The 26,281-nt window shown below is 69.7% G+C and carries 25 protein-coding genes and 1 pseudogene; 12 read left to right on the forward strand and 14 right to left on the reverse strand.

All coding sequences use genetic code 11. The features are described from left to right. Nucleotides 1–114 precede the first annotated feature (114 nt). The 4 genes from AVMA1855_RS18490 to AVMA1855_RS18505 all read left to right on the forward strand — a co-directional run bounded on the left by AVMA1855_RS18490 (nucleotide 115) and on the right by AVMA1855_RS18505 (nucleotide 3,255). Complete coding sequence (locus tag AVMA1855_RS18490; protein ID WP_284426815.1) at nucleotides 115–642, forward strand: YiaA/YiaB family inner membrane protein; 528 nt, start codon at nucleotides 115–117, stop codon at nucleotides 640–642. A 95-nt stretch (nucleotides 643–737) separates the two neighbouring features. Beyond that, nucleotides 738–1,208 carry a hypothetical protein gene (locus tag AVMA1855_RS18495; RefSeq protein ID WP_284414608.1) on the forward strand — a complete coding sequence of 157 codons (471 nt, stop codon included), beginning with the start codon at nucleotides 738–740 and terminating at the stop codon, nucleotides 1,206–1,208. 11 nt (nucleotides 1,209–1,219) lie between these two features. After that, nucleotides 1,220–2,023 carry a DUF2145 domain-containing protein gene (locus AVMA1855_RS18500; protein ID WP_284407192.1) on the forward strand — a complete coding sequence of 268 codons (804 nt, stop codon included), beginning with the start codon at nucleotides 1,220–1,222 and terminating at the stop codon, nucleotides 2,021–2,023. Nucleotides 2,024–2,121: 98 nt separating this feature from the next. Beyond that, complete coding sequence (locus AVMA1855_RS18505) at nucleotides 2,122–3,255, forward strand: zinc ribbon domain-containing protein (protein ID WP_284426816.1); 1,134 nt, start codon at nucleotides 2,122–2,124, stop codon at nucleotides 3,253–3,255. 44 nt (nucleotides 3,256–3,299) lie between these two features. On the opposite strand, the gene AVMA1855_RS18510 is transcribed toward AVMA1855_RS18505, so the two are convergent. Next, on the reverse strand, nucleotides 3,300–3,989 hold the full coding sequence (locus AVMA1855_RS18510) for a glutathione S-transferase family protein (protein WP_284426817.1): 690 nt from the start codon (nucleotides 3,987–3,989) through the stop codon (nucleotides 3,300–3,302). A 91-nt stretch (nucleotides 3,990–4,080) separates the two neighbouring features. Beyond that, nucleotides 4,081–5,253, reverse strand: a complete 1,173-nt coding sequence (gene tgt, locus AVMA1855_RS18515) for a tRNA guanosine(34) transglycosylase Tgt (RefSeq protein ID WP_284402457.1) — start codon at nucleotides 5,251–5,253, stop codon at nucleotides 4,081–4,083. Nucleotides 5,254–5,384: 131 nt separating this feature from the next. Between tgt and AVMA1855_RS18520 the strand changes: the two genes are divergently transcribed. Continuing rightward, nucleotides 5,385–5,870 (forward strand): universal stress protein, encoded by a 486-nt coding sequence (locus AVMA1855_RS18520; RefSeq protein ID WP_272566839.1) that lies wholly within the window; start codon nucleotides 5,385–5,387, stop codon nucleotides 5,868–5,870. Nucleotides 5,871–5,886: 16 nt separating this feature from the next. Here the strand turns inward: AVMA1855_RS18520 and AVMA1855_RS18525 are convergent, their stop codons facing one another. The 4 genes from AVMA1855_RS18525 to AVMA1855_RS18540 form a co-directional block, all read right to left on the reverse strand. After that, on the reverse strand, nucleotides 5,887–6,273 hold the full coding sequence (locus AVMA1855_RS18525) for a hypothetical protein (RefSeq protein ID WP_272566840.1): 387 nt from the start codon (nucleotides 6,271–6,273) through the stop codon (nucleotides 5,887–5,889). A 239-nt stretch (nucleotides 6,274–6,512) separates the two neighbouring features. Next, nucleotides 6,513–7,742 (reverse strand): phospholipase A, encoded by a 1,230-nt coding sequence (locus AVMA1855_RS18530; RefSeq protein ID WP_502868976.1) that lies wholly within the window; start codon nucleotides 7,740–7,742, stop codon nucleotides 6,513–6,515. Nucleotides 7,743–7,756: 14 nt separating this feature from the next. Next, complete coding sequence (locus AVMA1855_RS18535; protein ID WP_284426818.1) at nucleotides 7,757–7,960, reverse strand: hypothetical protein; 204 nt, start codon at nucleotides 7,958–7,960, stop codon at nucleotides 7,757–7,759. After that, nucleotides 7,957–10,020, reverse strand: a complete 2,064-nt coding sequence (locus tag AVMA1855_RS18540; RefSeq protein ID WP_284426819.1) for an ATP-dependent helicase — start codon at nucleotides 10,018–10,020, stop codon at nucleotides 7,957–7,959. The genes AVMA1855_RS18535 and AVMA1855_RS18540 overlap by 4 nt, the downstream gene beginning before the upstream one ends. 271 nt (nucleotides 10,021–10,291) lie before the next feature. Between AVMA1855_RS18540 and AVMA1855_RS18545 the strand changes: the two genes are divergently transcribed. The 5 genes from AVMA1855_RS18545 (at nucleotide 10,292) to AVMA1855_RS18565 (ending at nucleotide 13,478) form a co-directional block, all read left to right on the forward strand. Then, nucleotides 10,292–10,999: a DprA-like winged helix domain-containing protein gene (locus AVMA1855_RS18545; protein WP_284426820.1), complete on the forward strand. Its 708-nt coding sequence runs from the start codon at nucleotides 10,292–10,294 to the stop codon at nucleotides 10,997–10,999. After that, nucleotides 10,996–11,538: a GTP-binding protein gene (locus AVMA1855_RS18550; protein ID WP_284426821.1), complete on the forward strand. Its 543-nt coding sequence runs from the start codon at nucleotides 10,996–10,998 to the stop codon at nucleotides 11,536–11,538. Before AVMA1855_RS18545 ends, AVMA1855_RS18550 begins: the two co-directional genes overlap by 4 nt. Before the next feature lie 6 nt (nucleotides 11,539–11,544). Beyond that, the gene (locus tag AVMA1855_RS18555) at nucleotides 11,545–11,946 is read left to right on the forward strand and encodes a roadblock/LC7 domain-containing protein (protein ID WP_272566850.1); all 402 of its coding nucleotides are present in this window, start codon (nucleotides 11,545–11,547) and stop codon (nucleotides 11,944–11,946) included. An 86-nt stretch (nucleotides 11,947–12,032) separates the two neighbouring features. Beyond that, a complete protein-coding gene (locus AVMA1855_RS18560; RefSeq protein ID WP_272566851.1) occupies nucleotides 12,033–12,392 on the forward strand; it encodes a hypothetical protein in 360 nt (119 codons plus the stop codon). Between the two features lie 135 nt (nucleotides 12,393–12,527). Continuing rightward, nucleotides 12,528–13,478, forward strand: a complete 951-nt coding sequence (locus AVMA1855_RS18565; protein WP_284407233.1) for an AEC family transporter — start codon at nucleotides 12,528–12,530, stop codon at nucleotides 13,476–13,478. 72 nt (nucleotides 13,479–13,550) lie between these two features. Here the strand turns inward: AVMA1855_RS18565 and priA are convergent, their stop codons facing one another. The 3 genes from priA to AVMA1855_RS18580 all read right to left on the reverse strand — a co-directional run bounded on the left by priA (nucleotide 13,551) and on the right by AVMA1855_RS18580 (nucleotide 18,436). After that, nucleotides 13,551–15,692: a replication restart helicase PriA gene (gene priA / locus AVMA1855_RS18570; protein WP_284426822.1), complete on the reverse strand. Its 2,142-nt coding sequence runs from the start codon at nucleotides 15,690–15,692 to the stop codon at nucleotides 13,551–13,553. Nucleotides 15,693–16,329: 637 nt separating this feature from the next. Then, complete coding sequence (hemE, locus tag AVMA1855_RS18575; RefSeq protein ID WP_284426823.1) at nucleotides 16,330–17,442, reverse strand: uroporphyrinogen decarboxylase; 1,113 nt, start codon at nucleotides 17,440–17,442, stop codon at nucleotides 16,330–16,332. Between the two features lie 79 nt (nucleotides 17,443–17,521). Further along, nucleotides 17,522–18,436, reverse strand: a complete 915-nt coding sequence (locus AVMA1855_RS18580; RefSeq protein ID WP_284426824.1) for a LysR family transcriptional regulator — start codon at nucleotides 18,434–18,436, stop codon at nucleotides 17,522–17,524. 229 nt (nucleotides 18,437–18,665) lie between these two features. On the opposite strand from AVMA1855_RS18580, the gene AVMA1855_RS18585 reads away from it, so the two are divergent. Together AVMA1855_RS18585 and AVMA1855_RS18590 are read left to right on the forward strand one after the other, a co-directional pair. Beyond that, entirely contained in the window at nucleotides 18,666–19,649 is a 984-nt protein-coding gene (locus AVMA1855_RS18585; RefSeq protein WP_272550714.1) for a TerC family protein, read from the forward strand. A gap of 25 nt (nucleotides 19,650–19,674) precedes the next feature. After that, nucleotides 19,675–19,833: a hypothetical protein gene (locus AVMA1855_RS18590; RefSeq protein ID WP_272566856.1), complete on the forward strand. Its 159-nt coding sequence runs from the start codon at nucleotides 19,675–19,677 to the stop codon at nucleotides 19,831–19,833. Between the two features lie 77 nt (nucleotides 19,834–19,910). On the opposite strand, the gene AVMA1855_RS18595 is transcribed toward AVMA1855_RS18590, so the two are convergent. The 5 genes and pseudogenes from AVMA1855_RS18595 to AVMA1855_RS18615 form a co-directional block, all read right to left on the reverse strand. Beyond that, on the reverse strand, nucleotides 19,911–20,519 hold the full coding sequence (locus AVMA1855_RS18595; protein ID WP_284407203.1) for a thioredoxin family protein: 609 nt from the start codon (nucleotides 20,517–20,519) through the stop codon (nucleotides 19,911–19,913). Nucleotides 20,520–20,651: 132 nt separating this feature from the next. Then, entirely contained in the window at nucleotides 20,652–22,868 is a 2,217-nt protein-coding gene (locus AVMA1855_RS18600; protein WP_284426825.1) for a protein-disulfide reductase DsbD family protein, read from the reverse strand. 47 nt (nucleotides 22,869–22,915) lie between these two features. Beyond that, on the reverse strand, nucleotides 22,916–23,719 hold the full coding sequence (locus AVMA1855_RS18605; RefSeq protein ID WP_284426826.1) for an alanyl-tRNA editing protein: 804 nt from the start codon (nucleotides 23,717–23,719) through the stop codon (nucleotides 22,916–22,918). 42 nt (nucleotides 23,720–23,761) lie between these two features. Beyond that, nucleotides 23,762–25,202 (reverse strand): annotated as a pseudogene (locus AVMA1855_RS18610) (MATE family efflux transporter); the annotation flags it as partial. Nucleotides 25,203–25,260: 58 nt separating this feature from the next. After that, complete coding sequence (locus tag AVMA1855_RS18615) at nucleotides 25,261–26,277, reverse strand: zinc-binding alcohol dehydrogenase family protein (RefSeq protein ID WP_284426827.1); 1,017 nt, start codon at nucleotides 26,275–26,277, stop codon at nucleotides 25,261–25,263. Nucleotides 26,278–26,281: the final 4 nt, after the last annotated feature.

Raw genomic sequence — 26,281 nt, forward strand, 5'->3', positions numbered from 1 at the left:
CGCGATACCAGGCAGCCGAAAGCCCGCCACCCGCGCATTCCAGGGCGCGCCGGGGTGGGCGGCCTGCGCATGCTCCGCCCCATGTTCCACCCCGGGCCGCAAGCCCTTCTCTCCATGTCACACCCCTTCGCTCCTTCGCCCCTGATCCAGCGCGATACGCCCGCCTGGCGCCTGCAGGTCTGGGTTTCGTTCGGCATCGCCGTGTTCTGCTGCGCGGTGGGGCTGGCGTGGCTGCCAGGGGTGGCCATGGAGCGGGCCTTCATGGTGATGGGTTACGTCTTTTGCCTCTCGGCCGTGTTCATGCTGGCGAAGTTCGTGCGGGACAACCAGACGCGCCACGGTGCGGACACGCCGATGTTCAAGCTGGTCGTCTGGGGCGCGTTCGCGGTGGCCGTGGGCCTCACGGGCTGGGGCCTGTGGAGCATGGACATCAACCCCACCTACCAGGCCTTCCTGGGCGTGAGCTGGCTCTACCTGATCACCACCGCCTTCACGCTGGCCAAGATGCTGCGCGACCGCCACGAGGCGGACCTGGCGGACGCCCGCTGGCAAGGCCGCCGCGATGCCTCCATGCCAGCCGGTGGCACCCCTTCCGCACCGGCCGCCGTCCCGGACAAGGCGGGCAAGGCGACGGCGGAGTGACCCCCGGGGGCCGGAGCGGGCGCGGTGCCCGCTTTCCCGGCCGTCCCTGCGTGCACGGCGGCCCCGCTGTCGCGCCCTTTTTCTGGAGAAAGACCATGCGCATCGAGACTCTGATTCCCCGTTTTTCCTGGACCCGCCGGGCCGTGGGCTTCGGCCTGGCCTTTGCGCTGGCGGCAGGCGCCGTGCATGCGCAGAGCGAGGTGTCCGTCGGCCTGTCGCTGCTGCCCGTGGCCTCGGTGGTGGGCACCGCTTCGGTGGCGTCCACGGCCGCCGGGGCGGTGGCGGCTGTTCCCGTCGCGTTGTCGGTTGGGGGCGCGATCCTCACCGTGAAGGCCGTGGAGGCGTCGGCCAACGGCACCGTGTATGTGCTGGAGCGGGCGTCCGATGGCGCGCAGGTGAGCGTGGAGGTGGCCGGCCGCGCGGCCTCCGGCACGGTCCATGCCGTGGGGTCGGCGGTGGCCTGCAGCGTGATCGGCACCGGCGTCGTCCTGTCGGTGGCGGGCGAGGCGCTGGCCTTCGTGCCCAATGCCCTGGGCCGTGCGCTGCTCTACAACGAGCGGCTGTGAGGGGGCGGACCATGCGCAGGCGGGCCCTGGCCGCCCTGGCGGCGGTTGCTCTCGCCGGAACCGGTGCCGCGCACGCGGGCCGATCTTGCGAGGCGCGCAAGCCGACCCCGCAGCTCATCGAGCGCGGCATGGATCTGGCCGCCCGCACGGCCCGGGCCCTGGACGCGGAGCACGCCCGCTCGGGCACCCAGGTGGTGGTCCTGGCGCGTGCGGGGCAGGACCTGTCCCGGTACGGGCTGCGCTACTCGCACCTGGGCTGGGCCTACCGCACGCCGCAGGGGCCGTGGCGCGTGGTGCACAAGCTCAACGAGTGCGGCACCGCGGTGGGCGTGGTGTACCGGCAGGGGCTGGGCGAGTTCTTTCTCGACGACCTGTGGCGCTACGAGGCCGTGTGGGCCGTGCCCACGCCCGAGGTGCAGCAGCGGATGATGGCCGTGCTCGCCGACCGCACGCGCGCCACGGCCATGCACCAGCGGCCCTACAGCATGGTGAGCTACGCCTGGGGCACGAAGTACCAGCAGTCGAACCAGTGGGCGCTGGAGACGCTGGCCGCGGCCATGGAGCCCGGCACCGTGCTCCGGCGCGATCAGGCGCAGGCCTGGCTGCGCTACAAGGGTTACGAGCCGACCGTGCTCAAGGTCGGCGCGCTCACGCGGCTGGGCGGGCGGGTGACGGCGGCGAACGTGGCGTTCGACGACCACCCGGACAGCGAGCGCTTCGCCAACCGCATCGCCACGGTGACCGTGGACTCCGCCCTGGCGTGGCTGCAGCGCGCGCAACTGGCATCGGCCCCGGTGGCGCTGCCGCCGCCGTGACGCCAACACGGGTTTATAGTCAAAAGCCGCTGATGCCAGGATATTGATTGCCTGTGTTGCTATCAAATGAATAGTATTTCAATGCCGAGGAGCTGGTCATGAGCAAATCCCTTCGCCTGTCGGAAAAATGGTTCCGCCGGGGCCTGTGGCTGGTGTCGCTGGTGTTCGCCAGCTTCCTGATCGGGCTGGGCGGCACCGTCGTGGACGACCTGCCCAAGGTCGAGGCCACGCTGCAGCTCGACGATTTCCTGGACCGCCCTGCCGCGGAGACGCTGCGCGCCCAGGTGCGCAACGCGCAGCAGGCCGAGGAGAGCGCGGAGACGGCGCTCGACCAGGCCCGCCTGCAGCGCGCCAAGTCGCGCAGCGAGACCGCGGCGGAGCGCGAGACCTTCAACAACTGGCTGGCCACGCGCAGCGCCACGCAGCAGTCCGAACACAACCCCGAGGTGGTGCAGCGCACGCAGGCGCTGGACCGGCTCCAGCTGCGCGAGCGCCAGACCCAGCAGGCGGTCGAAGCGCAGCAGCAGGCCGCGCTCGATGCGCGCCAGGCGGCCACGGCCGCGCAGCAACGCCTGGCCGCGCTGGAAAAGGAGGGCTACGAGCGCATGGCCGTGCAGCAGCGCAAGGTGCAGCTGCGCGTGTTCCTGTACCGGCTGGCGCTCACCCTGCCGCTGCTGGTGATTGCCGGCTGGCTCTTCGTGAAGAAGCGCAAGGGCACCTACTGGCCGTTCGTGTGGGGCTTCATCTTCTTCGCGCTGTTCGCGTTCTTCGTGGAGCTGGTGCCCTACCTGCCCAGCTACGGCGGCTATGTGCGCTACGTGGTCGGCATCATCGTGACCGCGCTGGTCGGGCGGTACGCCATCGTGGCGCTCAACCGCTACCTGGAGCGCCAGAAGCGGGCCGAGGCGCTGCCCGACCAGGAGCGCCGCAAGGAGCTGAGCTACGACGTCGCCCTGGCGCGCCTCGCCAAGGGCGTGTGTCCGGGGTGCGAGCGGCCGGTGGACCTGAAGGACCCCACCATCGACTTCTGCCCCCACTGCGGCATTGGGCTGTTCGACCACTGCGGCGCGTGCAATACCCGCAAGAGCGCATTCGCCCGGTTCTGCCATGCCTGCGGCGCAGGCGCGGGCCGGGGGCTGCTGCCCGGCAGCGAATCGGACGCCAGTGCGGCGGTGGTGCCGCACGCCGCCGGGCCATTGGCCGGCGGCCCGGCCCCGGCGGGACCGCTCTAGAGGATCGGCTTGAAAGGGCGCTGGTACGCGGGTGGCGTGGCGCCTCAGCCGCCCATCACCACCGGGCCGCCCTTGGCCAGCGCCCGCTGGTAGGCCGGGCGGGCCCGCATGCGGGCCTGGTAGGCCTTCAGGTGCGTGTGCCGGTCGGCGTTCTGCACGCGGCTCATGGCCGCCTCGACCGGAAAGCTCATCTGGAAATCGGCCATGGTGAGGTCGGCTCCGGCAAACCAGGCGTTGCGCGACAGGTGGTCGTTGATGAAGGCCAGGGCCGTGGCCAGATTGGGATCCACCAGCTTTTGCTCCGCCTTGCCGCATACGGCCCGCGCGATGGGCCGCACGAAGAACGGCATGGGCTGTTTGGGCAGCGTCTGGAAGACCAGCTTCATCACCAGCCAGTTCATCAGCGAGCCTTCGGCGTAGTGCATCCAGAAGCGGCACTGGCGGCGTTCGGGCGTGCCGCGCGCGGGCTCCAGGTGCGCGAGTTCGCCCTGCGCCTGCGCGCCGTAGCGGTCCACCAGGGTTTCGATGATGGCGCCCGACTCGGCGATGACCTCGTCGCCTTCGGTGATGACCGGCGACTTGCCGAGCGGATGGATCTTGCGCAACTCCGGCGGCGCCAGGCGGGTGCGCGGGTCGCGCTGGTAGGTCCGGAGTTCGTAGGGCACGCCCAGTTCTTCCAGGAGCCACAGGACGCGCTGCGAGCGCGAGGTTTCGAGGTGGTGGACGGTCAGCATGGCGCCATCGTAGCGGGCGCGGGCGGGGCCGGATACCACCGCCGTCCCGCAGCGGACATCGCCCGGGGCCTGGGGCGCCGGGGCTTCGGGGTTACACGCCCCGCGCGCGATCGGCCGCGAACTGGCGGCGGAATTCGCCGAAGCGGCCCGCATCCAGCGATTCGCGCACCTCGCGCATCAGGTTCAGGTAGTAGTGCAGGTTGTGGATGGTGGTGAGCATCGGGCCCAGCATCTCGCCGCAGCGGTCCAGGTGGTGCAGGTACGCGCGGCTGAAGCCGCCGCGGCCGCCCTGGTCCCAGGCCACGCCCTCGGCGCCCGCACAGGCATGGCAGGTGCAGGTGGTGTCGAGCGGCTGGTGGTCGGCCTTGTGGCGCGCATTGCGCAGCTTCAGGTCGCCATACCGCGTGAAGATCGTGCCGTTGCGCGCATTGCGCGTGGGCATCACGCAGTCGAACATGTCCACGCCTTGGGCCACGCCTTCCACCAGGTCTTCGGGCGTGCCCACGCCCATGAGGTAGCGCGGCTTGTGCGCCGGCAGGCGGTGCGGCGTGTGCGCCATGATGCGCAGCATCTCGTCCTTGGGCTCGCCCACCGAAACGCCGCCCACGGCGTAGCCGGGGAAATCCATCTCCACCAGCCGGTCGAGCGATTCGGCCCGCAGGTTCTCGAACATGCCGCCCTGCACGATGCCGAACAGTGCGTTGGGGTTGTTCAGGCGATGGAATTCGTCTTGGCTCCGCTGCGCCCAGCGCAGGCTCATTTCCATCGAGGTGCGCGCCTCGCGCTCGGTGGTCAGGTGGCCCTTGGTTTCGTACGGGGTGCACTCGTCCAGCTGCATCACGATGTCGGAATTGAGCGTGGTCTGGATCTGCATGCTCACCTCGGGCGACATGAAGAGCTTGTCGCCGTTCACGGGCGAGGCGAAGTGCACGCCTTCCTCGGTGATCTTGCGCATGGCGCCCAGGCTCCACACCTGGAAGCCGCCGGAGTCGGTGAGGATGGGCTTGTCCCACTTCTCGAACGCGTGCAGGCCGCCGAAGCCCTGCATCACGTCCAGCCCCGGGCGCATCCACAGGTGGAACGTGTTGCCCAGGATGATCTGCGCGCCCATGTCGTGCAGGCTCTGCGGCATCACGCCCTTGACGGTGCCGTAGGTGCCCACGGGCATGAAGATGGGGGTCTGCACCACGCCGTGGTTCAGGGTGAGGGTGCCGCGTCGCGCGTGGCTTTCGGGGTCGGTGGTCAGGAGGTCGAACTGCAGCATGGCGCGCATTGTCCCAGACGCCCACAGGGTCGGGGGCGCGGCGGGGCGCCGGTACACTGGACCGCACTGCCTGCCGGGCGAGCGGAGCGCATCGCCGGCAGGCCCCTCAGACTCCCGGAAAGGACACGGACATGCTCAAGATCCTCATCGCCGTCGATGGCTCGGACCTCTCCCTGGATGCGGTGCACCACACCCTGGCCCTGCTGCGCCAGGGGCTGCGCGCCAGCGTCGTGCTGGCGCATGTGCAGGAGCCCGCCACGCTCTACGAAATGGTGGTGTCGCGCGACCCGGACCTCATCGCGGCGGCCAGCCTGGAAGCCGGTCTGCACCTGATGGCCCCGGCCCGTGCGATCTTCGAGGCCGCAGGCGTGGAGCACGAAACCGATGTGGGCGTGGGCGACGTGGCGAACACGCTGGTGGACATCGCCGAGCGCCACGGCTGCGGCATGCTGGTGATCGGCGCCCGCGGGCAGGGCGCGATCAGCAGCGCGTTGCTGGGGTCGGTGTCGCAGGCGCTCGTGCATGCGAGCCATGTGCCCGTGACCATCGTCAAGCACGCGGACGTGCTGGAAACCGTGGATGTGAATGCCGAGGGCGGGCAGGAAACCCTGGCCTGATCCTTTTCAGAAACTCTCAGGCGGCCTTGCGGAAAGGCTCGCTCGGGCGCTGCAGCTTGCCGTGAGGCAGGCTCGCCAGGCGCTTGAACATGCGCCGGCAGTAGCCGTTGATCCACAGGCACTTGTTGAGCTCGTCCACCGGCAGCGGGCCGGAGACGACGACGATGTCGTTGGCCACATCCAGCGCACCGGCCGCGCGCAGGCGGCGGCGCGTGTTGCTGGCCCAGGACTGGATGCGCGACGGCGTGCCGTGCTGGTGGACTTCGCCCGTGTGCGCATCGAAGGCAATGGCGACGGTATCGGTCTTCAGCTTGAAACGGCGCTCGCCCGTGACGGCACTGGGCGCCTCGCGCATGTCGTACAGGTAGTAACTTCCAGCCTTGAGCTGATATTGCATGTCCATGGTTTCGTCCTCCGAGGGGCATTGTCCCGGGGGCTTGGACCAGCAATGGTGGAGAAAGCGGCATGAAAACGCCTCTTTTTCCAGGGAGTGGTGCGCGGGGCCTGCCGGACTGCGATGTGCGTGCCATTGTGTCGGCGCGTGTGCGCCGATTCAAGGCAGCAGCCCTGTCAAAGGGTAACGGGATGTGATGCGACCGGCCCCTTGCCGCGCAGGCGGGGGCCGGCCGTGCGTTCAGGCGCTCAGAAATCGACCAGGCTCAGGCCGACGCTGAACACCGTGCGCTTGCGGTTGTAGTCGATCATGCTGTCGCCATAGCCGCTGAACAGGGCGGTGTGCAGGCGCAGGTTGCTCTTGCTGCCGCCCAGGCCCTTGCCCAGGTTCTGCAGCCATTCGATGCGTGCCGAGCCGCGCGGCGTGGAGGCCAGCGAATGGCGGACGGTCACGCCCACGGTGTTGTCGCGGTCGTAGTTCCAGTTCACCTGCAGCTCGCCCCGGCCGATGTAGTCGCTGATGCCCGGGTTGTCGTCGCTGTCGGCGCTTTCGCTCAGGCGCTTCCACAGGCGCGCGTTCACGCTCCAGCGGTTGTCCAGCTCCATGCCGGTCATCAGGTACACGCGGTTCCAGCTGCGCGACAGCGGCAGGCTCTGGCCGTTGGACTGGTGCACCAGCCCGATGCCGCTGTAGCGCCAGCGCCAGCCGAAGGGCAGCTTGGCGTCGGTGGGGTACACGTACATCACTTCCGGCTCGTGGTCGGTGGCGCGGAAGGGGCGCGAGATGTCGGGGCTGAACAGCTGCCAGTACGACTGCTGCGTGTAGCCCACCCACACCGAGTCCTTCAGCGTGGGATGGCCCTGCGTGAGCAGGCCCTGGGCGATCTTGGTGCGCACCGACAGCTGGATGCGGTTCTCGGTGGTCCGGTAGTCCACGGCCGAGGTGGCGTTGTGGTCCGGTACGGGCGAGGTCGGCTGGCGGTTGACGTTGCTGCCCTTGACCACCGAGATGCTGATCGGCCGGTAGCCCCGGAAGCGGAAGGTGCCGCAATCGCTGCCCGACTCCAATTCCCAAAAGCGCGACAGCGTGCTGTACTGCTCGTCGCGGCAGCCTTCCACCTGGGCCACGTCGATGAGGCGGGTGGCCGGCAGCGTCGTGTCCACGGGGGTGGGCGGTGCGGTGCTGGCCGTGGTGTTGCCGGTGGACGCGCTGGCCGATGCCGCAGGCGCTTTCCAGGCCTGTTGGCCCGCCCACTGGTCGAAGCAGGCCAGGCGCGCGGTGCTGTCGCCGGCCATGGCGGTGCAACGGCGCCAGGCGTCGCCGGCGGCCTCCGTCTGGGCGGGCGTCTGCGCCAGCGCAGCGCCTGCGGGGGCACACAGGGCCAGGGCCAGGGTGCCCAGGCGCCGCGGTGTCATGGCCGCCCGGACTGCTTGCGCAGCACGGACGGGGCGGTGGTGTGATGTGGTGCGTTGTTCCATGTTCCTCGTATCTCCTAGCCGCAACTGCCTTGTTCCACCTGGCCGATCCAGGTGGCGCTGATGTTCTTCTTGCCGTCCGCCCCGCGCGATGCCCGCGCCCAGGTGCGGTGGCGCGGACCGGCGACACGCACGCTCTGTGCCAGCGGCCGGCGCATTCCGGCGCACGCTGCGGCCCGCCCGGCGGCAACGTGGCGGCGGATCATGGCACGGCCGGTCATGGCGTGGCGTTCTGGGCCTTGCGCGCGGCGAATTCGGCGCGCAGCGCCTTGAGCTTTTCGCGCGGGTCTTCGCGGGCGGTATTCTTGTCCAGCGCCATCTCGGCGATGAAGCGGCTGGGCTGCGCGTTCACCATCTCGCGGCCCTTCTTGCGCTTTTTGGTCCAGCTGACGGCCAGGCTGCGCTGGGCGCGGGTGATGCCCACGTACATCAGGCGGCGCTCTTCCTGCAGGCGCTGCAGCGTGTCGTCGCTCACCTTGAGCTGGCGGCCCTCGTCGTCGTCGAGCTTGAAGGGCAGCATGCCTTCGGTCACGCCCACCAGCACCACATGCGGCCACTCCAGGCCCTTGGAGGCGTGCAGCGTGGACAGCGTGACCATGTCCTGGTCTTTCTCGCGCTCGCTGATGGTGGACAGCAGCGCGATGGTCTGCGAGACCTCCAGCAGGCTCTTGGTCTCCTTGGTGACGACGCTGCCCGAGGTGTCGTCGATCTGGCCGCCGGCGCGCTGCGACATCCAGTCGCAGAACTCCAGCACGTTGCTCCAGCGCGCGGCGGCGACCTTCTCGCTGTCCTCGCCGTCGTACAGGTGCTTTTCGTAGTCGATTTCCTTGAGCCAGTCGGCCAGGAAGGCGCGCGAATCCTCGGCGCCATGCGTGTGCCGGGCGCGGTATTCGAGGTCGTTGACGTAGCGCCCGAACTCCATCAGCCCGTCGAGCGCGCGCTTGGGGATGGCCGCCGGCAGCATGCCGTTGAACAGCGCGCCGAACATGCTCAGCTTGTGCCTGGTGGCGAATTCGCCCAGTGCGCCCAGCGTGGTGTGCCCGATGCCGCGCTTGGGGCTGGTGATGGAGCGCAGGAAGGCCGGGTCGTCGTCGTTGTTGATCCACAGGCGGAACCAGGCGCACAGGTCCTTGATCTCCGCGCGGTCGAAGAAACTCGTGCCGCCCGAGACCTTGTAGGGAATGTTGGCCTTGCGCAGCGCCTTCTCGAACGGCTTGGCCTGGTGGTTGGCGCGGTAGAGGAGGGCAAAGCTCTTCCAGGCCGGCGGCGGGTTGGCCGCAGCACGCAGGCTCTGGATGCGGGCCACGGCGCGCTCGGCCTCGTGCTCTTCGCTGTCGGCGTCCACCACGCGCACCGGCTCGCCTTCGCCCAGCTCGGAGAAGAGCGTCTTGGGGAACAGCTTGGGGTTGGGCTGGATCACGTTGTTGGCCGCGCGCAGGATGGCGCTGGTGGAGCGGTAGTTCTGCTCCAGCTTGATCACCTTGAGCTGCGGAAAGTCGACCGGCAGCTTTTTCAGGTTGTCCAGCGTGGCACCGCGCCAGCCGTAGATGGACTGGTCGTCGTCGCCCACGGCGGTGAAGCGCGCGCGCTCGCCCACGAGCAGCTTGAGCAACTCGTACTGCGTGGCGTTGGTGTCCTGGTACTCGTCCACGAGCACGTGGCCCAGCACCCGCTGCCATTTGCTGCGCACCTCGGAGTGGTCGCGCAGCAGGCGCAGCGGCATGCCGATGAGGTCGTCGAAATCGACGCTCTGGTAGGCGGTCAGGCGTTCTTCGTAGCGCGCCATCAGGACGGCGATGCTGCGCTCGTTGTCGTCCGCGGCCTGCGCCAGCGATTCCTGGGCGTTCAGGCCCATGTTCTTCCACTTGCTGATGGTCCACTGCCACTGGCGGGCGGTGGCCATGTCGGTCGTGCCGCCGGCCGCGTCCTTGAGGATGCCGGTCACGTCGTCCGCATCGAGGATGCTGAACTGGGGCTTGAGCCCGAGCACATGCCCGTCTTCGCGCACCATGCGCACGCCCAGCGCGTGGAAGGTGCACACCAGCACGTCCTTGGCCGCACGGCCGATGAGGCCCTGCGCGCGCTCGCGCATCTCGGCGGCGGCCTTGTTGGTGAAGGTGATGGCGGCGATGCGGCGCGCCTCCAGCCCCGTTTCGATCAGCCGGGCAATCTTGTGGGTGATCACCCGCGTCTTGCCCGAACCTGCGCCCGCCAGCACGAGGCATGGCCCCTCGGTGTAGTGGACCGCCTGGAGCTGGGCGAGATTGAGACCGGCGGACATGCGCAGAAAAAAGGGGGTGGACAGGCGCCGGCGAGGCACGGGTGGAGCACCGCTTCCCAGGGAGAAGGGGGCCAGAGCGCGCAATGATACCGGGATGGGCCGGAATCGAACCGGCCCTTTCTACAAGGTTTTGCCAGGAACGGCGTGCCGGGATCTGGAATTCGTCAAGAAGAAATCATTTTTCTCATTTTTAGCAAATTTCTTGACAATGTATCAATGTGCATCTTTATACTGGCCCTCCAATTTGATTATTTCCACCGGGGTCACCGCCATGCGCGATGCTTCAGCGGGGGTGGCCGCAGAGATGCTCACTCCCCACTTTTACGAGCGGTTCCACAAGCTGTTCAGCGTGGCGTCGCGCAAATCGTTGCTCCGCTGGCATGAAGTGCCGGCCGCCGAGGCCCAGGTGCTGCTGCTGGACGACGCCAGCGCGGCGCAGCCGGGCTCCCGCGCGCCGTGCCTGGTCTGCGTGGGGGGCTCCTTTCCCGACAAGGCGCCCCAGGCGCAGTGGACCGCGCGCCTGCAGATCGGCTATACGCTGGCGGACCTGATCGACGTGCTGGACCGTGCCGCCGTGTTCCTGATGGACTGGCGGGCGCGCCAGACGATGACGGCCGCCTCCGCCGACACGGCGTGGGAGTCTCCCGCCGCAGCGCGCGCCGCGTTCGGCGACCCCCAGCAACGGTTCCGGCTGAGTACCTGGGTGTCCCTGGGGGCGCCGTTCCGTTCGGGCGGCCACGTGCGGGCGCTCGCATTGCTCACCCGCGCGCCGGTCAGCCTGGCGCAGTTGTGCGAGCACAGCGGCCTGGAGCCCGCCACTGCGCAGGCGCTGCTGGCCGAGTTGTCCCGCCGCAACGTGCTGCGCACCGAAACGGCGGCATCGGCACCGGTCGTGCGCGCCGACCGCCCGAAGCCCTCCGGGCACGGCGGGCTGGTTCAGCGGCTCACGCGCTGGGTGCGCGGTGGAGGCCAGGCATGAACGGGGCACTGCCGCGCATCGCGCTCGTGGGGCCCATGGGCATCGGCAAGACCACCGCGTTGCGCTCGCTGTGCGGCGACGTGATGGCGTCCTCCGACGTGCCCAACCTCGACCGGGCGGCGCATTCCAAGGCGTTCACCACCGTGGGCGCGGAGTTCGGCGAGATCGACCTGGGCGATGGCGAGCACGTGCAGGTGTGTGGCTGCCCGGGGCAGGACCGCTTCGACTTCGTGCGGCAATGGATTCTCTCGGTGTCGATGGGCGTCTTCATCATGACCGACGTGGCCCGGCCCTCGGCAGTGGCCGAGACGCTCGACCTGCTCGCCGAAATGGCCGTGCAGCCCGATCCGCCGCTGGCCCTTTTGCTCAGCGCCCGTCCCGCCACGCCCGCGCAGATCGAGGCGTTCGGCTTGGCGCTGTCAGCCTCGCCGCACGGCGTGGTACCCATCCTGGAAGCCGATCCGCGCGACCGCGGCCAACTGCTGGAGGCCGTGGGCGTGCTGGCTTCCATGCTGTCCCTGCAGAACGAAATGGACTGAAATCCCATGATGAACAAGGCGAACATCGTCCCCCCCGAGCGCGCGCAGGCGGCCCGGGAGGTGCTGGACCGCGTGGTGGCCCCCGCGGGCGACGTGCGCATGGCGCTGGTGACCACCCTCGACGGTTTCGAGGTGGCCTCGCTGTCGGTGGGCGGTGGCCTGGAGGTGCGCCGGCTGGCGGCCATGGCGGGCTCGCTCATGGCCATGGCCCGTGCCGTGGGCCGCGAGATCGACTACCCCGGCTGCCGCCGCCTCACCTTCGAGACCGAGGCGGGCCTGGCGATCTTCCAGGCCATCGGCGGGGCCTTCCCCTGCATCCTGTGCCTGGTGCTGGAAAAGCAGGCCGTGCTCGGGCGGGCCCTGTGGACCGCCGGCGAGGTCGCGCAGCAACTGGGCCGCCCCGAATGATCCCCCCGCGCGTTGCTGGGTCGGCCGGCGGCGCGCATGTGTGCTTGCTTCCCCTTTCGTCTCTTTCTGTTTAAGGAATCGAACCCATGGCCTCCCTTCAAGAATCTCTGAACCAACTCCATTCCATCGACGGCGCCCTGTGCGCGGCCGTGGTGGACAGCGGCAGCGGCATGCTGCTGGGCAGCGTCGGCAGCGGCGTGGACATGGAACTGGCGGCTGCCGGCAACACCGAAGTGGTCCGTGCCAAGAACAAGACCATGCGCTCGCTGGGCCTGGCCGACAAGATCGACGACATCCTCATCACGCTGGGCAAGCAGTACCACGTGATCCGCCCGTTGGCCGCGCACGAAGGCCTGTTCATCTACCTGGTGCTGGACAAGGAGCGCTCCAACCTCGCCCTGGCACGCCGCAAGGTGCAGGAAGTGGAGCAGGGCGTGCAAATCTGACCGGACAGGCTGCGGCGCGCTGCGCCACGCCATCGGGGCCTGGAATCGGCCCCGGTCCTGCTGCCCGCCCCGTGCGGGCTTTTTTTCGCGGTGACGCGCGGCACTCTGCACGCTGCCTTGCGCCGACAATGGGCCGTGCTGTCCGTTCTGTCCATCACCTTTCCCTTCTTCGCGCTCGTGCTCTGCGGCTACCTGGCCGCGCGTGCGGGCGCGCTGCCGCAGGCGGCCATTCCCGGGCTGAATGCGTTCGTGCTGTTTTTCGCGCTGCCGTGCATGCTGTTCCGACTGGGCGCGAACACGCCCATCGGCCAGTTGCTGGACCCGGCGGTGGCGGGCCTGTACATCCTGTGCGGCCTGGCCCTGGTCGGCGCCACGGTGGCGCTCACCCGGGCGCGCCTGGGCTGGAACGATGCCGCCTTCGGCGCGCTGGTGGCGGCCTTTCCCAACACCGGCTTCATGGGCGTGCCGCTGCTGGTGGCGCTGCTCGGCGCCTCGGCGGCGGGGCCGGCCATCCTGACGATGCTGGTGGACATGGTGCTCACGACCTCGCTGTGCATCGCCCTGTCGCGGCTGGACGGCGTGGGCACGCACGGCGTGGCGGTGGCGGTGCGACGGGCCTTGCGGGGCATGGCGACCAACCCCATGCCCTGGGCCATCGCACTGGGGGCCGTGGCGTCCGCGCTGCAGTGGAAGTTACCCGGCCCGCTCGACCAGACGGTGGCGATGCTGGCCGGCGCGGCGTCGCCCGTGGCGCTGTTCACGATCGGCGCCGTTCTGGCGCGCTCGCAGATGAACCAGCACGACCGCGTGCCCCCGCGCGACTACGTGCCGGTCGCGCTGGCCAAGCTGTTCGTGCATCCGCTGCTCGTCTGGGGCGCGGGGCATGGCGCGATCGCGGCGGGCGTGCCGCTCACGCCGTTCGCGCACACGGTGCTGGTGTTGGTGGCGGCGCTGCCGAGCGCCAGCAACGTGTCGCTGCTGGCCGAGCGCTTCGGCGCCCACAACGGGCGCATCGCGCGGATCATCCTGGTCTCCACCGCGCTGGCCTTTCTGAGCTTTTCGGCCGCCACCGCAATATTGACTTAGGCATTTTGCTATTCATTTGGTAGCAATCGATGCCGCATGGCGTCAACCTGCCAGGCGCTGCCCAGCCGGGGATCAGATCGTCAGCGGGTCCACGTCCACCAGCCAGCGGATCAGCCCCTTGTGCTCCGGCGCCGCGCGCGTGGCGTGCAGCACTGGTTGCCAGGCCGACAGAAAGCGCTGCAGCGCCGCGCGGTTGCCGCTTTCCAGCAGCATCTGCGCGCGCTCCACGTTGGCCACCCGCTGGATCGCCAGGGGCACGGGGGGAAACAGCGTGACATGCTCCAGCCCCGGCAACCCATCGGCTTGCGCGGCGGCGCTGGCCGCGGCCAGGAACGCCTGGGCCACCTCCTGCGTGCGCGCGTCGGCGCGCACCAGCGCCTGGTAGGCGAAGGGCGGCATGGCGGCTTCGGCCCGCTCGGCCAACTGGCTGTCGGCGAACGCGGGGTAGTCGTGCCGGCGCAGCGCGGCGTACACGGCATGGTCGGGGTGGTAGGTCTGCACCCACATCTCGCACCGGCTGCCTTGCTCGGCCACGTAGCGTGCATCGCGCCCCGCGCGGCCGGCCGCCTGTAGCAGCAGGGCGAAGAGGCGCTCGGGCGCCCGGAAGTCGCTGGAAAACAGCGCGCCGTCGGGCTGCACCGCCGCCACGAGCGTGATGCGCCGAAAGTCGTGGCCCTTGGCCACCATCTGCGTGCCCACCAGCACATCCACCTCGCCCGCATGCACCTGGGCCAGTTGGGATTCGAGCGCCCCCTTGGCCTTGGTGGTGTCGGCATCGATGCGGGCGACGCGCGCTGCCCGCCGCTCGGGCGTGATCACGTTGCGCAGCAGGGCGGCCAGTTGCTCTTCCAGCTGCTCGGTGCCCCGGCCGATGGGGGCGATGTCGGGGTTGCCGCAGCCTGGGCAGGCATGGGGCACCCGCTGGGTGTAGCCGCAGTGGTGGCAGCGCAGGGTGCGGTCGATCTTGTGGAAGACCTGGTGCGCGCTGCAGTGCGGGCAGTCGCTTTTCCAGCCGCAGTCGCTGCAGTGCAGCACGGGCGCGAAGCCGCGGCGATTGAGCAGCACCAGGCACTGCTCGCCGCGCTCCACGCGCTGGGTGATGGCCGCCAGCAGCGGGGCGGAGAACACGGCGCCCCGCGGCTGCTGGCCCATGTCCACCAGGCGCACGTGCGGCAGTTCTCCGGCGCCGATGCGGCTGGGCATGTGCAGCCGCCGGTAGCGGCCGGCCGGGATGCCGGCTTCGGCGGGCCGGCTGGCATGCCAGCTTTCCAGCGACGGCGTGGCCGAGCCCAGTACCACCTTGGCGCCCTGGTCGCGGCCACGCCAGATGGCCAGGTCCCGCGCCGAGTAGCGGGCGCCTTCCTGCTGCTTGTAGCTGGCGTCGTGTTCCTCGTCCACCACGATGAGCGCCAGGCCCGGCATGCTGGCGAACACCGACATGCGCGTGCCCAGCACGATGCGCGCCGTGCCCGCATGCGCCGCCAGCCAGCTCTTGAGGCGCTGCGGGTTGGTCATGCCGCTGTGCAGCGAGACCACGCTGCCCGCGCCGTAGCGGGGCGCGAAGCGGGCGGTGAAGCGCTCCTCCAGCTGGGGGGTGAGGTTGATCTCGGGCACCATCACCAGCGCCTGCGCGGCCGGATCGGCCTCCAGCGCCTCCTGCACGCAGCGCAGGTAGACCTCGGTCTTGCCGCTGCCGGTGCTGCCGTAGAGCAGGAAGGGCCCGGGTTCGGCGGCGATGGCGGCGCGGGCGCTTTCCTGCTCGGCGCTCAGGGCGATCTCCGGTAGCGCATCGCCACCTTGCAACGACGCCGCCGGGCGGCGCAGGCGCCGCGCGAGCTGCGCGGGGCCCAGGTCGCGCAACTGGGGGGGCAGGGCGGCCAGGGCCACCTCGCCCAGACCGCGCTGGTAGTACCGCGCGGTGAAGGCCACCAGCCGGCGCCAGGGCGCCGCCAGCGGCGCCACGCCCTCCAGCACCGCGGCAACGGCGCGGGTGGACAGGCCGGCGGGCAGCGGCGGCAACCCGCCCTCGGGCGCATCCCAGACCACGCCCAGCACTTCGCGGGTGCCCAGCGGCACGCGCACCAGCGTTCCGGGGGGCAGGGGCCGGTCGCTGGCGTAGCTCAGCAGGTCACCCACATTGCTGTGCCCAGGGGTCTGGACGGCAATCTGCAGGATGGTGGGTACCGGGGAGGGCGGGTCGTCGTTTACGGGCACTTGTTCAGGCGGGATGGCGATGCAGGCGTTAAGTGATTGATTTAGCGGGGATTTGAGGGGCTGCAGGCTTTTTCTGTGGATAACTTTGTTGACATCCCAGGCCTGGCTGCTGGCTCAGAGGCGGCGGGGCGTTCCTCCGGCAATCTGCATGGCCTGAGGGAATTCAAAAAATCCATATGAATCAATGATCTATCAAAAGTATGGTGAATGCCGCCCGCAGCCTGTCATGCTGGGTCAGATGCTGCACCGCATCAAGCACCTTGTGCATAAGTGCACCCGTATTGGTCTTGTCAAGGGGCCATTCTGTGTTAGGGCGGGGTGCGAAGGTCGGGCAATTTCTTCAATGGGCGACGCAAGTGCTTGATTTGACGAGGATTTTGGAAAAGTACCAATTTTCTGTGGATAACTTTGTTGATATCCGCGTCCGACCGGCCGCCAAGCCTTGAAAACACGTGGTTTTGTTACATTGCCCGGAAATTCGGCAAATTCTTCCAGTTCTTATGAATCAACCACTTACAGGCGCTGCCCAATTATTTTGACGCCCATCGAAAAGATTCCCGGGAATGCGGGCCGTGCGCCAACGTGGTGCGCGCAGTGTGCATAACTCGCCGCCTGCGTTTCCTGCTGTCAAGGCCTGTCAAGCCTGGCGCAACGCGCGGGAATGGCGGTGCACTGTTTCGACCAGCGCCGCCACATGCTCCGGGGGCGTGAACTGGCTGATGCCGTGGCCCAGGTTGAAGATGTGCGTGGGGCCGGTGGTGGCCCGGTCGGTGTGGGGGGGGCCGAAGCTGTCGAGCACGGCGCGCGCGTGCAGCGCGATCTGCTCGGGCGGGGCGAACAGCACGTTGGGGTCGATGTTGCCCTGCAGCGCCTTGCCGGGGCCACCCACCGCGCCGCCGACCAGGGCGCGTGCACGGGCCAGGTTGGCCGTCCAGTCCAGTCCGAGCACCTCGCAGTCCAGGTCCTTCATGGCGTCCAGCCAGAGCGCACCGCCCTTGGTGAACACGATGCGCGGCACGTCGGTGCCGTCCACGCCGGTGCGCTGGAGCTGGGCCAGCACGCGCTTGGTGTAGGCCAGGCTGAAGGCCTGGAAGGCGCCGTCGGCCAGCACGCCGCCCCAGCTGTCGAACACCATCACGGCCTGGGCGCCCGCGTCGATCTGCGCGTTCAGGTAGGCGGCCACGGCGTCGGCGTTGATGGCCAGGATGCGGTGCATCAGGTCGGGGCGGCTGTACATCAGCGTCTTAACGAGGCGGTAGTCGTCGCTGCCCTTGCCCTCCACCATGTAGCAGGCCAGCGTCCAAGGGCTGCCGGAAAAGCCGATCAGCGGCACGCGGCCGTCGAGCGCGCGCCGGATGCTGGTGACCGCATCGAACACGTAGCGCAGCTTGTCCATGTCGGGCACGGCCAGGGCCGCCACGGCCGCTTCGTCGCGCACCACGTGGGCGAAGCGCGGGCCTTCGCCCTCGGCGAACGACAGGCCCAGGCCCATCGCATCGGGCACGGTGAGGATGTCGCTGAACAGAATGGCCGCGTCGAGCGGAAAACGCTCCAGGGGCTGCAGCGTGACCTCGGTGGCGTAGTCCACGTTGGTGGCCAGCCCCATGAAGCTGCCCGCCCGGGCCCGCGTGGACTTGTACTCCGGCAGGTAGCGGCCGGCCTGGCGCATCAGCCACAGGGGGGTGTAGTCGGTGGCCTGGCGCCGGCAGGCGCGCAGGAAGGTGTCGTTCTGGAGGGGGGCGAAGCTCATGCCCCTGATTGTGGCGTAGCCGCAAGGCCGGGTTTTTGCGCCAGGTCCATGCCCAGCCCCGGCGGCCGGGTCATCCCTTTCAATCCGTGGCCGCATCCCCCAGCAGCCCTGCCGCGCCGGCCTCGGCCAGCCGGGTGACCAGGGGGTGGATCACCTTGCGCGCACTGTAGATCAGGTGAAAGTGCTCGTGCACGTCCGCCGTGGTGCCCACCGGCTCCAGCCCGTAGGTGCGCTGCAGGTGCTCGCCCAGCAGCAGGGGCGCCGGCATCACGCCCATGCCGGCGGCGGCGAAGGTGCTGAGCAGGGCACTGTCTTCGAACTCCCCGGCCAGCCGGGGGCGGATGCGCTCGCGCTCCAGCCAGTGGTCGATGCGCGCGCGCAGTGCGGCGTGGGCCGTGGGCAGGATCACCGGTACCACGGCCAGGCTGTGCGGAAAGTTCTGCGAGGCGGCGCGGGCCCACAGCGGCGGCGCGTACCAGCCGATGGCGCTGGTGCCCAGCAACTGGCTGGTGGTGCGCAGGGCGGGGTTGGGCGGGGCGGAGCGGTCGGCCAGCACCGCATCGAGCTTGTGCAGTGCCAGTTCGGCCAGCAGGGGCTGGAATTCGCCGTCGTGGCACAGCAGGCGCAGGTGGGGTTCGTCCAGCACCGGGGTGAGCAGCCGGTGCACGGCCAGCTTGGCGATGCCGTCGGAGATGCCCAGGTTCAGCCGCACCGCTTGCCCGCTGGTCGCTTCGCGCACGCGCTGGGGCAGTTGTTCGCCCAGCGCGAAGATGTGGTCGGCCTCGTGCAGGGCCGCCACGCCGGCATCGGTCAGCACGAGGTTGCGCCCTTCGCTGCGCAGCAGGGCCACGCCCAGGTCCTTTTCCAGCGACCGGACCTGGGCGCTGATGGTCTGCACCGCCATGTCCAGCCGCTCGGCCGCGCGGGCCACGCCCCCCTCCTTGGCGACCACCCAGAAGTAGTACAGGTGGCGGTAGTTGAAGCTCTGGCTCATGGCGGGGCGGGCGGTGGGGAAAATGGAATGGTTCGGAAAAACCGAAGCAATGGTACCGGGAAGGCATCTTCTTTTCTGGCTGCGGCGGCCCCACAGTCCAGTTCGTTCTCCCTCCAATTACTTTTCCAACAAGCCATGAACCACCTGCAGCCCGTTTCCCTTGCGCCGCCTTCGGCGTTCCCCCAACCGCCGTCACCGCACGGCTTTCAACCGATCGGAGGCTAAAGCCATGGAAACCATTGGAACCTGGTGGATGTGGGCGGGTTTTGCCGTCTTCGTGGTCGTCGCGATCGGGATCGACCTGCTGGTCATGGAGCGCCAGGGAGCGCACAAGGTGACCACCAAGGAGGCCGTGGGCTGGAGCCTGCTCTGGTTCTCGCTGGCCTTCGTGTTCGTCGGCATTCTGTGGTGGTATCTCAACGGCTCGCAGGGCCGCGAGGTGGCCAACACGGTGTCGATGCAGTTCATCACCGGCTACCTGGTGGAAAAAAGCCTGTCGGTGGACAACATCTTCGTGTTCCTGATGCTGTTCAGCTACTTCGCCGTCCCGGCGGAATACCAAAAGCGTGCGCTGATCGTCGGCATCATCGGTGCCATCGTGCTGCGCACCGTGCTGATCCTGGCCGGTGCCTGGCTCCTGGCCACGTTCCACTGGCTGCTGTACGTGTTCGGCGCCTTCCTCGTCATCACCGGCGTGAAGATGTGGCTGGCCGCGGGCAAGGAGCCCGACATCGCCACCAACCCGGTACTGAAGTTCCTGCGGGGCCGCATGCGCATTGCCGACACCTTCGACGGCGAGAAGCTCACGACGATGATCGGCGGCGTCAAGCACTACACGCCGCTCTTCGTGGTGCTGGTGCTGATCGGCACGACCGACATCATCTTCGCGGTGGACAGCATTCCCGCGATCTTCGCCATCACGAACGACCCGTTCATCGTGCTGACCGCCAACATCTTCGCCATCCTGGGGCTGCGGGCGCTGTACTTCCTGCTGGCCGACCTGGCGAGCCGCTTCCACCTGCTGGCCTATGGCCTGGCCCTGGTGCTGGTGTTCATCGGCGCGAAGATGCTGCTGATCGACCTGTACAAGATCCCGATCGGCTACGCGCTGCTGGTCACCGCGGGCCTGATCGCCGGCTCGGTCGCCGCCTCGCTGTGGACCTCGCGCGGCCAGCCCCGCGAAACGCCCGCCTTGCCCCACGACCCCCGTTGATCAATCAGCCAAGGAGAGCCCTGCCATGTCCATGATCGAATTGATTTTGCTGTGCCTGCTGGCGACCCTGGTCATCACCACGTTCCTCGGCTGGCACGCGGGCAACGAGCGCCGCGATGTGGGGCTGCTTGCGGGCCTGACCGCGCTGTGCGGCGTGGGCGCCGCGACCGCGCTGGTGGTCTGAGCGCACCACGGCACGCGGCCCGCCCGGGGCCGTGCTGCCATGCCCATCGCCGGCGGATGGCATAAACCGTCGCCGGCCTATGCCGGCGATTTGTATTTGATCGAGCAGCCGTAGGGCTGCGTGGTCGACACCGCGATCGGCTTGCCCGCCAGGGCGTCGGCCAGGCCGGCCTTCACGTAGTTCGTGGCCTTCGGGATGTCGGCCGGGCGGGCCGAAGGAATGCTGTCGATGCCGCCCGCATACACCAGCGTGCCCTTGGGATCGACGATGTACAGGTGCGGCGTGGTGCGCGCGCCATAGGCATGGCCGGCGGTGCCTTCCTCGTCCAGCAGCAGGGCGGTGGGCACGGCCTTGCGTTCGGTGAACCAGGCGGCCAATTGCGCGGGGGCCAGGTAGTCGCTGCTGGCCTTCTCGGTGGAGTTCACCGACAGCCACACCACCCCCTGGTCCACAGCGCCCTTTTGCGTGGCCGGCATGTTGCCGCTGTCGTAGTGCTTGCGCACGAAGGGGCAGCCCGGGTTGGTCCACTCCAGCACCACGTGCTTGCCCTTGAAGTCCGACAGCCGCACGGTCTTGCCGGTAGCGTCCTTCAGCGCGAAGTCGGGCGCGGGCTGGCCCACGGTGGCCGCCGCCTGGGCAGCGCCCGCGGCAAGGAAAAGGCAGGCGAAGAGGGTCCGTCGAAGCATGGCGTTTCTCCTGTCGAAAGAACGAGCGGGGCCGGGGCCCCCGGGGCGGCCCAGTGTCACCGAGCCTCCAGCGCGTCGCCACCCAAAACCCCCGTGCCGGCAGGGCGATGGGGCGCCTGCTGAACGAAGCGCTTACAGGCCGGCGATGGCTGCGCGCACTTCCTGCACGCCCAGGATTTCCGACAGCACCACGGGCGGGCGGCCCGGCGCCTGCAGCACGTACACCGGCACGCCACTGCGCCCCAGCTGCGCCAGCGCAGCGGTGATGGCGGGGTCCCGGCGCGTCCAGTCGGCGCGCAGCAGGGCCACATTCTTGGCGGCGAAGTCCTTCAGCACGTCTTCGTGCGCCAGGGTGGTTTTCTTGTTGTACTGGCAGGTCACGCACCAGGCGGCGGTGTAGTCCACGAACACGGGCTGGCCCTTGGCCACCAGTTCCTCGGGCAGGCCGGCCTGCCAGGGGCGCCAGCCGCCCGCCGTGGCAGCGGCCGCCGCCACCGCCGGGCTGGGCGTGATTTCAAGCACTTTTGGTGCCCATGCCGTAGTCAAATATGCCAGGAGTGCTATTGAAATAGGAGCAATCGCCCAGCGGGTGCGCCCGGCCAGCGTGAGCGCCCAGACCGCCATGCTGAGCGTGACCAGCAGCGCCAGCAGGGCCGCCGCGCCGTCGATGCCGCTTTGCTGGCCCAGCACCCACACCAGCCACACCACGGTGGCGAACATCGGGAACGCCATGAACCGGCGCAGCGTGTCCATCCAGGCGCCAGGGCGGGGCAGGGCGCGCGCCACCGCGGGCACCCAACTGGCGGCCAGGTACGGCAGCGCCAGCCCCAGGCCGAGTGCGCCGAACACCGCCAGCGCCTGCGCGGCCGGCAAGGTGGCCGTGAGGCCGAGCGAGGCGCCCATGAACGGCGCGGTGCAGGGCGAGGCCACGGCCACGGCCAGCACGCCAGTCAGGAAGGCATCCACTGCCGGGTGGCGGGCCTGCAGGCTGGCCACCGAACTGGGCAGGAAGCGCCCGAACTCGAACACGCCCGCCAGATTCAGCCCGATCACCGTGAACAGCGCCGCCAGCAGGGCCACCACGCCGGGCGACTGCAGCTGAAAGCCCCAGCCCACGGCCTCGCCCGCGGCGCGCAGCGCGAGCATGAGCGCGCCCAGCGCCATGAACGACAGCACCACGCCCGCCGTGTACGCCAGCCCGCCGATGCGGTGGGCGCGGCGGTGGTTCGCATGCTGGGCAAAGCCCACCACCTTGATCGCGAGCACCGGGAACACGCAGGGCATGAGGTTGAGGATCAGCCCGCCCAGCAGCGCGCCCGCCAGCGCCGCCAGCAGGGTGCCGAGCGGCGCGGCGGTGACGGTGGGCGCGGCCGGTGCGCCGCCGCCCTGGGCCGCGTTGGCGCGCAAGGCCGCCTCCAGTGCGGGCGAGATGCTGGCCATCGCCGCGAGCGGGGGCCAGCCGCCCGTGAGGGGCAGTTCGGCCCGCCAGCCCTGGCCGGCATGGGCCAGCACCACGGGCATGGGCGTGGGGCTGGCGCTGCGCTGCGGCGACAGCGGCACGCGCGCCGTCCACACGTCGCCCTGCCAGGCCTGCGTCCAGTCGGCCGCGGTTTCGATCACGCCGGTGGTTTCGGGAAAGAACTCCAGCGCCTTGCCGCGCAGCGCGGCGGGCAGCCCGGCCACGGTGAGGGCGATGGCGCCTCCGTCCACGCGCGCGCTGCTGGCCGGGGCGCCGGCTGCGGGCGCCGGCAGCGGCTGGGGGTGCGCCTGCTGCGCGGCGTCGAAGGCCCCGGCGCTCAGCGCCGTGGTGCTGCGGATCGGCAACTGCAGCGTGAAGTCGCCTTCTTCGGGGATGCATTCCTTGCGGCACACCAGCCAGGAGGCGCGCAGGTGGAAGGTGGCGGTGCGCGCCAGCGGGCCGGGCGCGAACGCATCGGAGACGGCCATGGGCACCGGCAGCAGCACCGTGCCCTCGTAGCCGTAGTTGGCCAAGTTGCCGATGGGGATCTTGCGCGGCACGGGCCAGGCGATGTCGCCGGCCTCGATGCCGGCGGGCACCTGCCACTCCAGCTGCGTGGGCAGGCCAGAATCGCCCGAATTCATCCAGTAGGTGTGCCACTCGGGCTGGTGCGTGATCGACAGGCCCAGCCAGAGCGGCTTGCCCGGCGCTACACCCTCGGGGGCGTGGGCCACCAGCTCGGCCTGCACATGGGGGGTGGTGACGGTGCTGCTGCCGCTGCCGGAACCGGTGGTCTTGGTGCCCGATTGGGCACCGGCGCCGATGTGAAAGGCGCTGGCAGCTATCAAAAAAAGAGCGGGCAGCAAGCGCTGGAGCAGGCGGTGTGACATGTCGCAGGGTGGGAGCCGCAGCCCGGGGTTTGGTTCCTGGGCCGGTGTCAGGCAGCGAAGCCGAGCACCACGCGGCGCGACAGGGCGCCTTTCTTCTCGATCTTGGTCACGACCACGGCGCCGATCTCGCCGGTGTGCGCCACGTGCGTGCCGCCGCAGGGCTGCAGGTCGATCTGCGGCGCGCCCGCCTCGCCGGTGCCGCCCACGCGCACGGTGCGCACCTGGCCCGTGCCGCGCGGCGGCTGCACGCTCATGCTCTTGACCAGGGCGGGGTTGGCGTCCAGCTCCGCATCAGTGACGGTGCCCAGGGTGACGGCATGGCCTTCGGCCACCAGGCGCGCGATGCCGGCGGTCAGGGCGTCCTTGTCCAGCGCGCCGTCCATGTGGAAATCGAGCCGCGCGTAGTCTGGGGTGATCGAGCAGCCGTTCACGGGCTGCGCCACCAGGTGGCACAGCAGGTGGGTGGTGGCGTGAAAGCGCATCAGCCGGTGGCGGCGCTCCCAGTCGATGCGCGCGGTCACGGCCTCGCCCACCGTCCAGGGCGCGATTTCGCCCGGTGCGGGCACGTGCACGATGGCGGCCGTGGGCCGGCCTTCGGCATCCTTGCCCTTGCGCGTGTCGGCAATGGGGACGGTGCTGCCGTCCGCCCGCAGCAGCACGCCGCTGTCGCCGGCCTGGCCGCCTCCGAGCGGGTAGAACACGGTGCGGTCCAGCACGATGCCGCCGTCCGGCTGCACCGCCACCACGGTGGCCTGGCATTCGCGCAGGTAGGCGTCTTCGCGGAAGAGGTCTTGCGTGGCCAGCGTGGGGGTGGGGGAGGTCGCAGGGGCGGAGCGGTCGTCGGTCGTCATGGCCCGATGGTAACGGCGGCGCCTGCGGGAGTGCCCTCCGTGCGGCGCGCCGTGGGCGTGGCGTGCGCCGGCGTACACACCGGTGCGGGCGGAAGGCCGCCCACCTCGGCGGGCGTGGCCACCGATTCGCCAGGCGGCAGCATGCGCGCCTGGCGCCAGCGGCCGAACCGGTAGTAGGCGATGGACATCAGCATGGCGCACAGCGCGCTGGCCGGAAAGCTCCACCAGATCGCATCCGCGCCCAGCACCGGCTGCAGTCCGTACGCGATGGGCAGGCGGATGCCCCAGAGCGCCAGCCCGAGGATGACGAGCGGCGGCACCACCGCGCCCGTGGCCCGCACCACGCCCGACAGCACGAAGGTCACGCCGAAGAACAGGAACGATCCCACGGCGATGTGGTTCAGGTGCCGGGCGGCTTCCAGCGAGGCGCTGCCCTCGGGCAAGAAGAGCGACAGCGCCATGCGGTCCAGCAGGATGAGCGGCGCGATCAGCGCGCCCGTGAGCAAAAAGTTGAACAGCGTGCCGCTGCGCGCCACGCCGTCCACCCGGTCCCAGCGGCCGGCCCCCACGTTCTGCGCCGCCATCGACGAGCACGCGGCGCCGATGGCCATGGCCGGCATCTGCACGTAGGTCCACAGCTGCAGCGCCGCGCCATACGCCGAGGCCGTCACCACGCCCTGGGCGTTGACCATGCCCATCACCATGAGCATGGCCAGCGAGATCATCACCATCTGCACGCCCATCGGAATGCCCTTGACCACCAGCGCCCGCAGGATGGCGGGGTCGGGCACGAACAGGCGCCACTGCGCCCGGCCGATCCACAGCGGATGGCGCCGGTGGCGCAGCCAAGCCAGCAGTGCCGCGAAGCTCAGGGCATGGCCGAGCCGGCGATCCCCATGCGCGGCAGCGGCCCCAGGCCGAAGATGAGCAGCGGGTTCAGCGCCGTGTCCAGCACCACCACCAGCAGCAGGAACAGGAACGGCATGCGCGTGTCGCCCGCGCCGCGCAGCACCGCCGACACGAACGCGAACAGGTACAGCAGCGGAATCGCCAGGAACAGCGTGCGCAGATAGGCCTCGGCCAGCGGCAACGCGTCGGCTGGCGTGCCCATCCAGCCGAGGATTTCGCGCGACAGCGGCAGCCCCACCAGCGCGATGAGCACCGAGGTGCCCCCGAAGAACGTGGCGCTGGTGCCCATCACGCGCTGGGCCTGCGCCAGGTTCCTGGCACCCATGGCCTGCGCCACGAGGATGGTGGCCGCCATGCCCACGCCGAACACGGCACCGATCAGCAGGAAGAGGATGTTGTTGGCGTTCGCCGTGGCCGTGAGCGCCGCCTCCCCCAAATAGCGCCCCACCCAGATGGCGTTGATGGAGCCGTTGAGGGACTGCAGCACATTGCCCGCGAGGATGGGCAATGCGAACACCAGCAGCGTGCGGCCGATGGGGCCTTGGGTCAGGTCGCGCGTGGGGGGCTTTGGCATGCGGCATGGTGCCAGCCGCCCGGGTGGCCCGGCTGTCGGCCGATGCCGGCACCCGCCATCAGAACCCCTGCAGCACGACCTTGCCGATGGCGCGGCCGCTCTCCACCAGCGCATGCGCCTGGCGCAGGTGGGCCGCATCGATGCGCCCGCCGTCGGTGGTGAAGGTGCTGCGCAGGCGCCCGGCGTCCAGCAGGCGCGCCACTTCGGCCAGCAGCTCGCCCTGGCGGTGCAGGTCGGGCGTGCCGAACAGCGAGCGGGTGAACATCATTTCCCAGTGCAGCGAAATGCTCTTGCGCTTGAGCGGCATCACGTCCAGCGAGGGCATGTCGTCGATCACGGCGATCTGCCCCTGGGGCCGCACGCAGTCCACGTACTGCGCCATGTAGGCCGGCGTGTGGGTGAGGGCCGCCACATGGTCCACCTGCGGCACGCCCAGCGCGGCCAGTTGCGGGGCGAGCGGCTGGCGGTGGTCGATCACGTCGTGCGCGCCCAGGTCCAGGCACCACTGGCGCGTCTCGGGACGTGAGGCGGTGGCGATCACGCGCAGGCCGGTCAACTGGCGCGCGAGCTGGATCAGGATCGAGCCCACCCCGCCCGCGCCGCCCACCACCAGCAGGGACTGGCCCGCCGCAGCGCCGTCGCCCGAGGGCACGCGCAGCCGGTCGAACAGGATTTCCCAGGCCGTGATGGCGGTCAGCGGCATGGCGGCGGCCTGCGCATCGGACAGCGTGGCGGGCGCATGGGCGGCGATGCGCGCATCCACCGTATGCAATTCGGCGTTGGAACCGGGGCGGTCGATGGCGCCGGCGTAGTACACCCGGTCGCCCACGGCGAAGCCCTGCACCGCGCTGCCCAGCGCCTGCACGGTGCCCACGGCGTCCCAGCCCAGCACCTTGGCCGCGCCGCCTTCGGGCGCCGCGCTGGCGCGCACCTTGGTGTCCACCGGGTTCACCGACACCGCGTGAACGCGCACCAGCAGATCGTGCTCGCCAGGGATCGGCGCGGGAAGGTCCAGGTCCACCAGGGCTTCGGGGTGGTCGATGGCATGGGGGGCGTGGTAGCCGATGGCTTTCATGGGT

The sequence above is a fragment of the Acidovorax sp. SUPP1855 genome (genome assembly GCF_030158955.1).
Classification (GTDB): Bacteria; Pseudomonadota; Gammaproteobacteria; order Burkholderiales; family Burkholderiaceae_C; genus Paracidovorax.

Bases quoted from the DNA above. Each gene is read 5' to 3' on its own strand.
- AVMA1855_RS18540 (WP_284426819.1), bottom strand. From the start codon at position 10,020: ATGTCCGCCGGTCTCAATCTCGCCCAGCTCCAGGCGGTCCACTACACC.
- AVMA1855_RS18615 (WP_284426827.1), bottom strand. From the start codon at position 26,277: ATGAAAGCCATCGGCTACCACGCCCCCCATGCCATCGACCACCCCGAA.
- tgt (WP_284402457.1), bottom strand. From the start codon at position 5,253: ATGCTGCAGTTCGACCTCCTGACCACCGACCCCGAAAGCCACGCGCGA.
- AVMA1855_RS18490 (WP_284426815.1), top strand. From the start codon at position 115: ATGTCACACCCCTTCGCTCCTTCGCCCCTGATCCAGCGCGATACGCCC.
- AVMA1855_RS18505 (WP_284426816.1), top strand. From the start codon at position 2,122: ATGAGCAAATCCCTTCGCCTGTCGGAAAAATGGTTCCGCCGGGGCCTG.
- AVMA1855_RS18600 (WP_284426825.1), bottom strand. From the start codon at position 22,868: ATGTCACACCGCCTGCTCCAGCGCTTGCTGCCCGCTCTTTTTTTGATA.
- AVMA1855_RS18550 (WP_284426821.1), top strand. From the start codon at position 10,996: ATGAACGGGGCACTGCCGCGCATCGCGCTCGTGGGGCCCATGGGCATC.
- AVMA1855_RS18545 (WP_284426820.1), top strand. From the start codon at position 10,292: ATGCGCGATGCTTCAGCGGGGGTGGCCGCAGAGATGCTCACTCCCCAC.
- AVMA1855_RS18595 (WP_284407203.1), bottom strand. From the start codon at position 20,519: ATGCTTCGACGGACCCTCTTCGCCTGCCTTTTCCTTGCCGCGGGCGCT.
- hemE (WP_284426823.1), bottom strand. From the start codon at position 17,442: ATGAGCTTCGCCCCCCTCCAGAACGACACCTTCCTGCGCGCCTGCCGG.
- AVMA1855_RS18580 (WP_284426824.1), bottom strand. From the start codon at position 18,436: ATGAGCCAGAGCTTCAACTACCGCCACCTGTACTACTTCTGGGTGGTC.
- AVMA1855_RS18535 (WP_284426818.1), bottom strand. From the start codon at position 7,960: ATGACCGGCCGTGCCATGATCCGCCGCCACGTTGCCGCCGGGCGGGCC.
- AVMA1855_RS18590 (WP_272566856.1), top strand. From the start codon at position 19,675: ATGTCCATGATCGAATTGATTTTGCTGTGCCTGCTGGCGACCCTGGTC.
- AVMA1855_RS18525 (WP_272566840.1), bottom strand. From the start codon at position 6,273: ATGGACATGCAATATCAGCTCAAGGCTGGAAGTTACTACCTGTACGAC.
- AVMA1855_RS18530 (WP_502868976.1), bottom strand. From the start codon at position 7,742: ATGGAACAACGCACCACATCACACCACCGCCCCGTCCGTGCTGCGCAA.
- AVMA1855_RS18495 (WP_284414608.1), top strand. From the start codon at position 738: ATGCGCATCGAGACTCTGATTCCCCGTTTTTCCTGGACCCGCCGGGCC.
- AVMA1855_RS18520 (WP_272566839.1), top strand. From the start codon at position 5,385: ATGCTCAAGATCCTCATCGCCGTCGATGGCTCGGACCTCTCCCTGGAT.
- AVMA1855_RS18560 (WP_272566851.1), top strand. From the start codon at position 12,033: ATGGCCTCCCTTCAAGAATCTCTGAACCAACTCCATTCCATCGACGGC.
- AVMA1855_RS18500 (WP_284407192.1), top strand. From the start codon at position 1,220: ATGCGCAGGCGGGCCCTGGCCGCCCTGGCGGCGGTTGCTCTCGCCGGA.
- AVMA1855_RS18510 (WP_284426817.1), bottom strand. From the start codon at position 3,989: ATGCTGACCGTCCACCACCTCGAAACCTCGCGCTCGCAGCGCGTCCTG.
- AVMA1855_RS18555 (WP_272566850.1), top strand. From the start codon at position 11,545: ATGATGAACAAGGCGAACATCGTCCCCCCCGAGCGCGCGCAGGCGGCC.
- AVMA1855_RS18585 (WP_272550714.1), top strand. From the start codon at position 18,666: ATGGAAACCATTGGAACCTGGTGGATGTGGGCGGGTTTTGCCGTCTTC.
- AVMA1855_RS18605 (WP_284426826.1), bottom strand. From the start codon at position 23,719: ATGACGACCGACGACCGCTCCGCCCCTGCGACCTCCCCCACCCCCACG.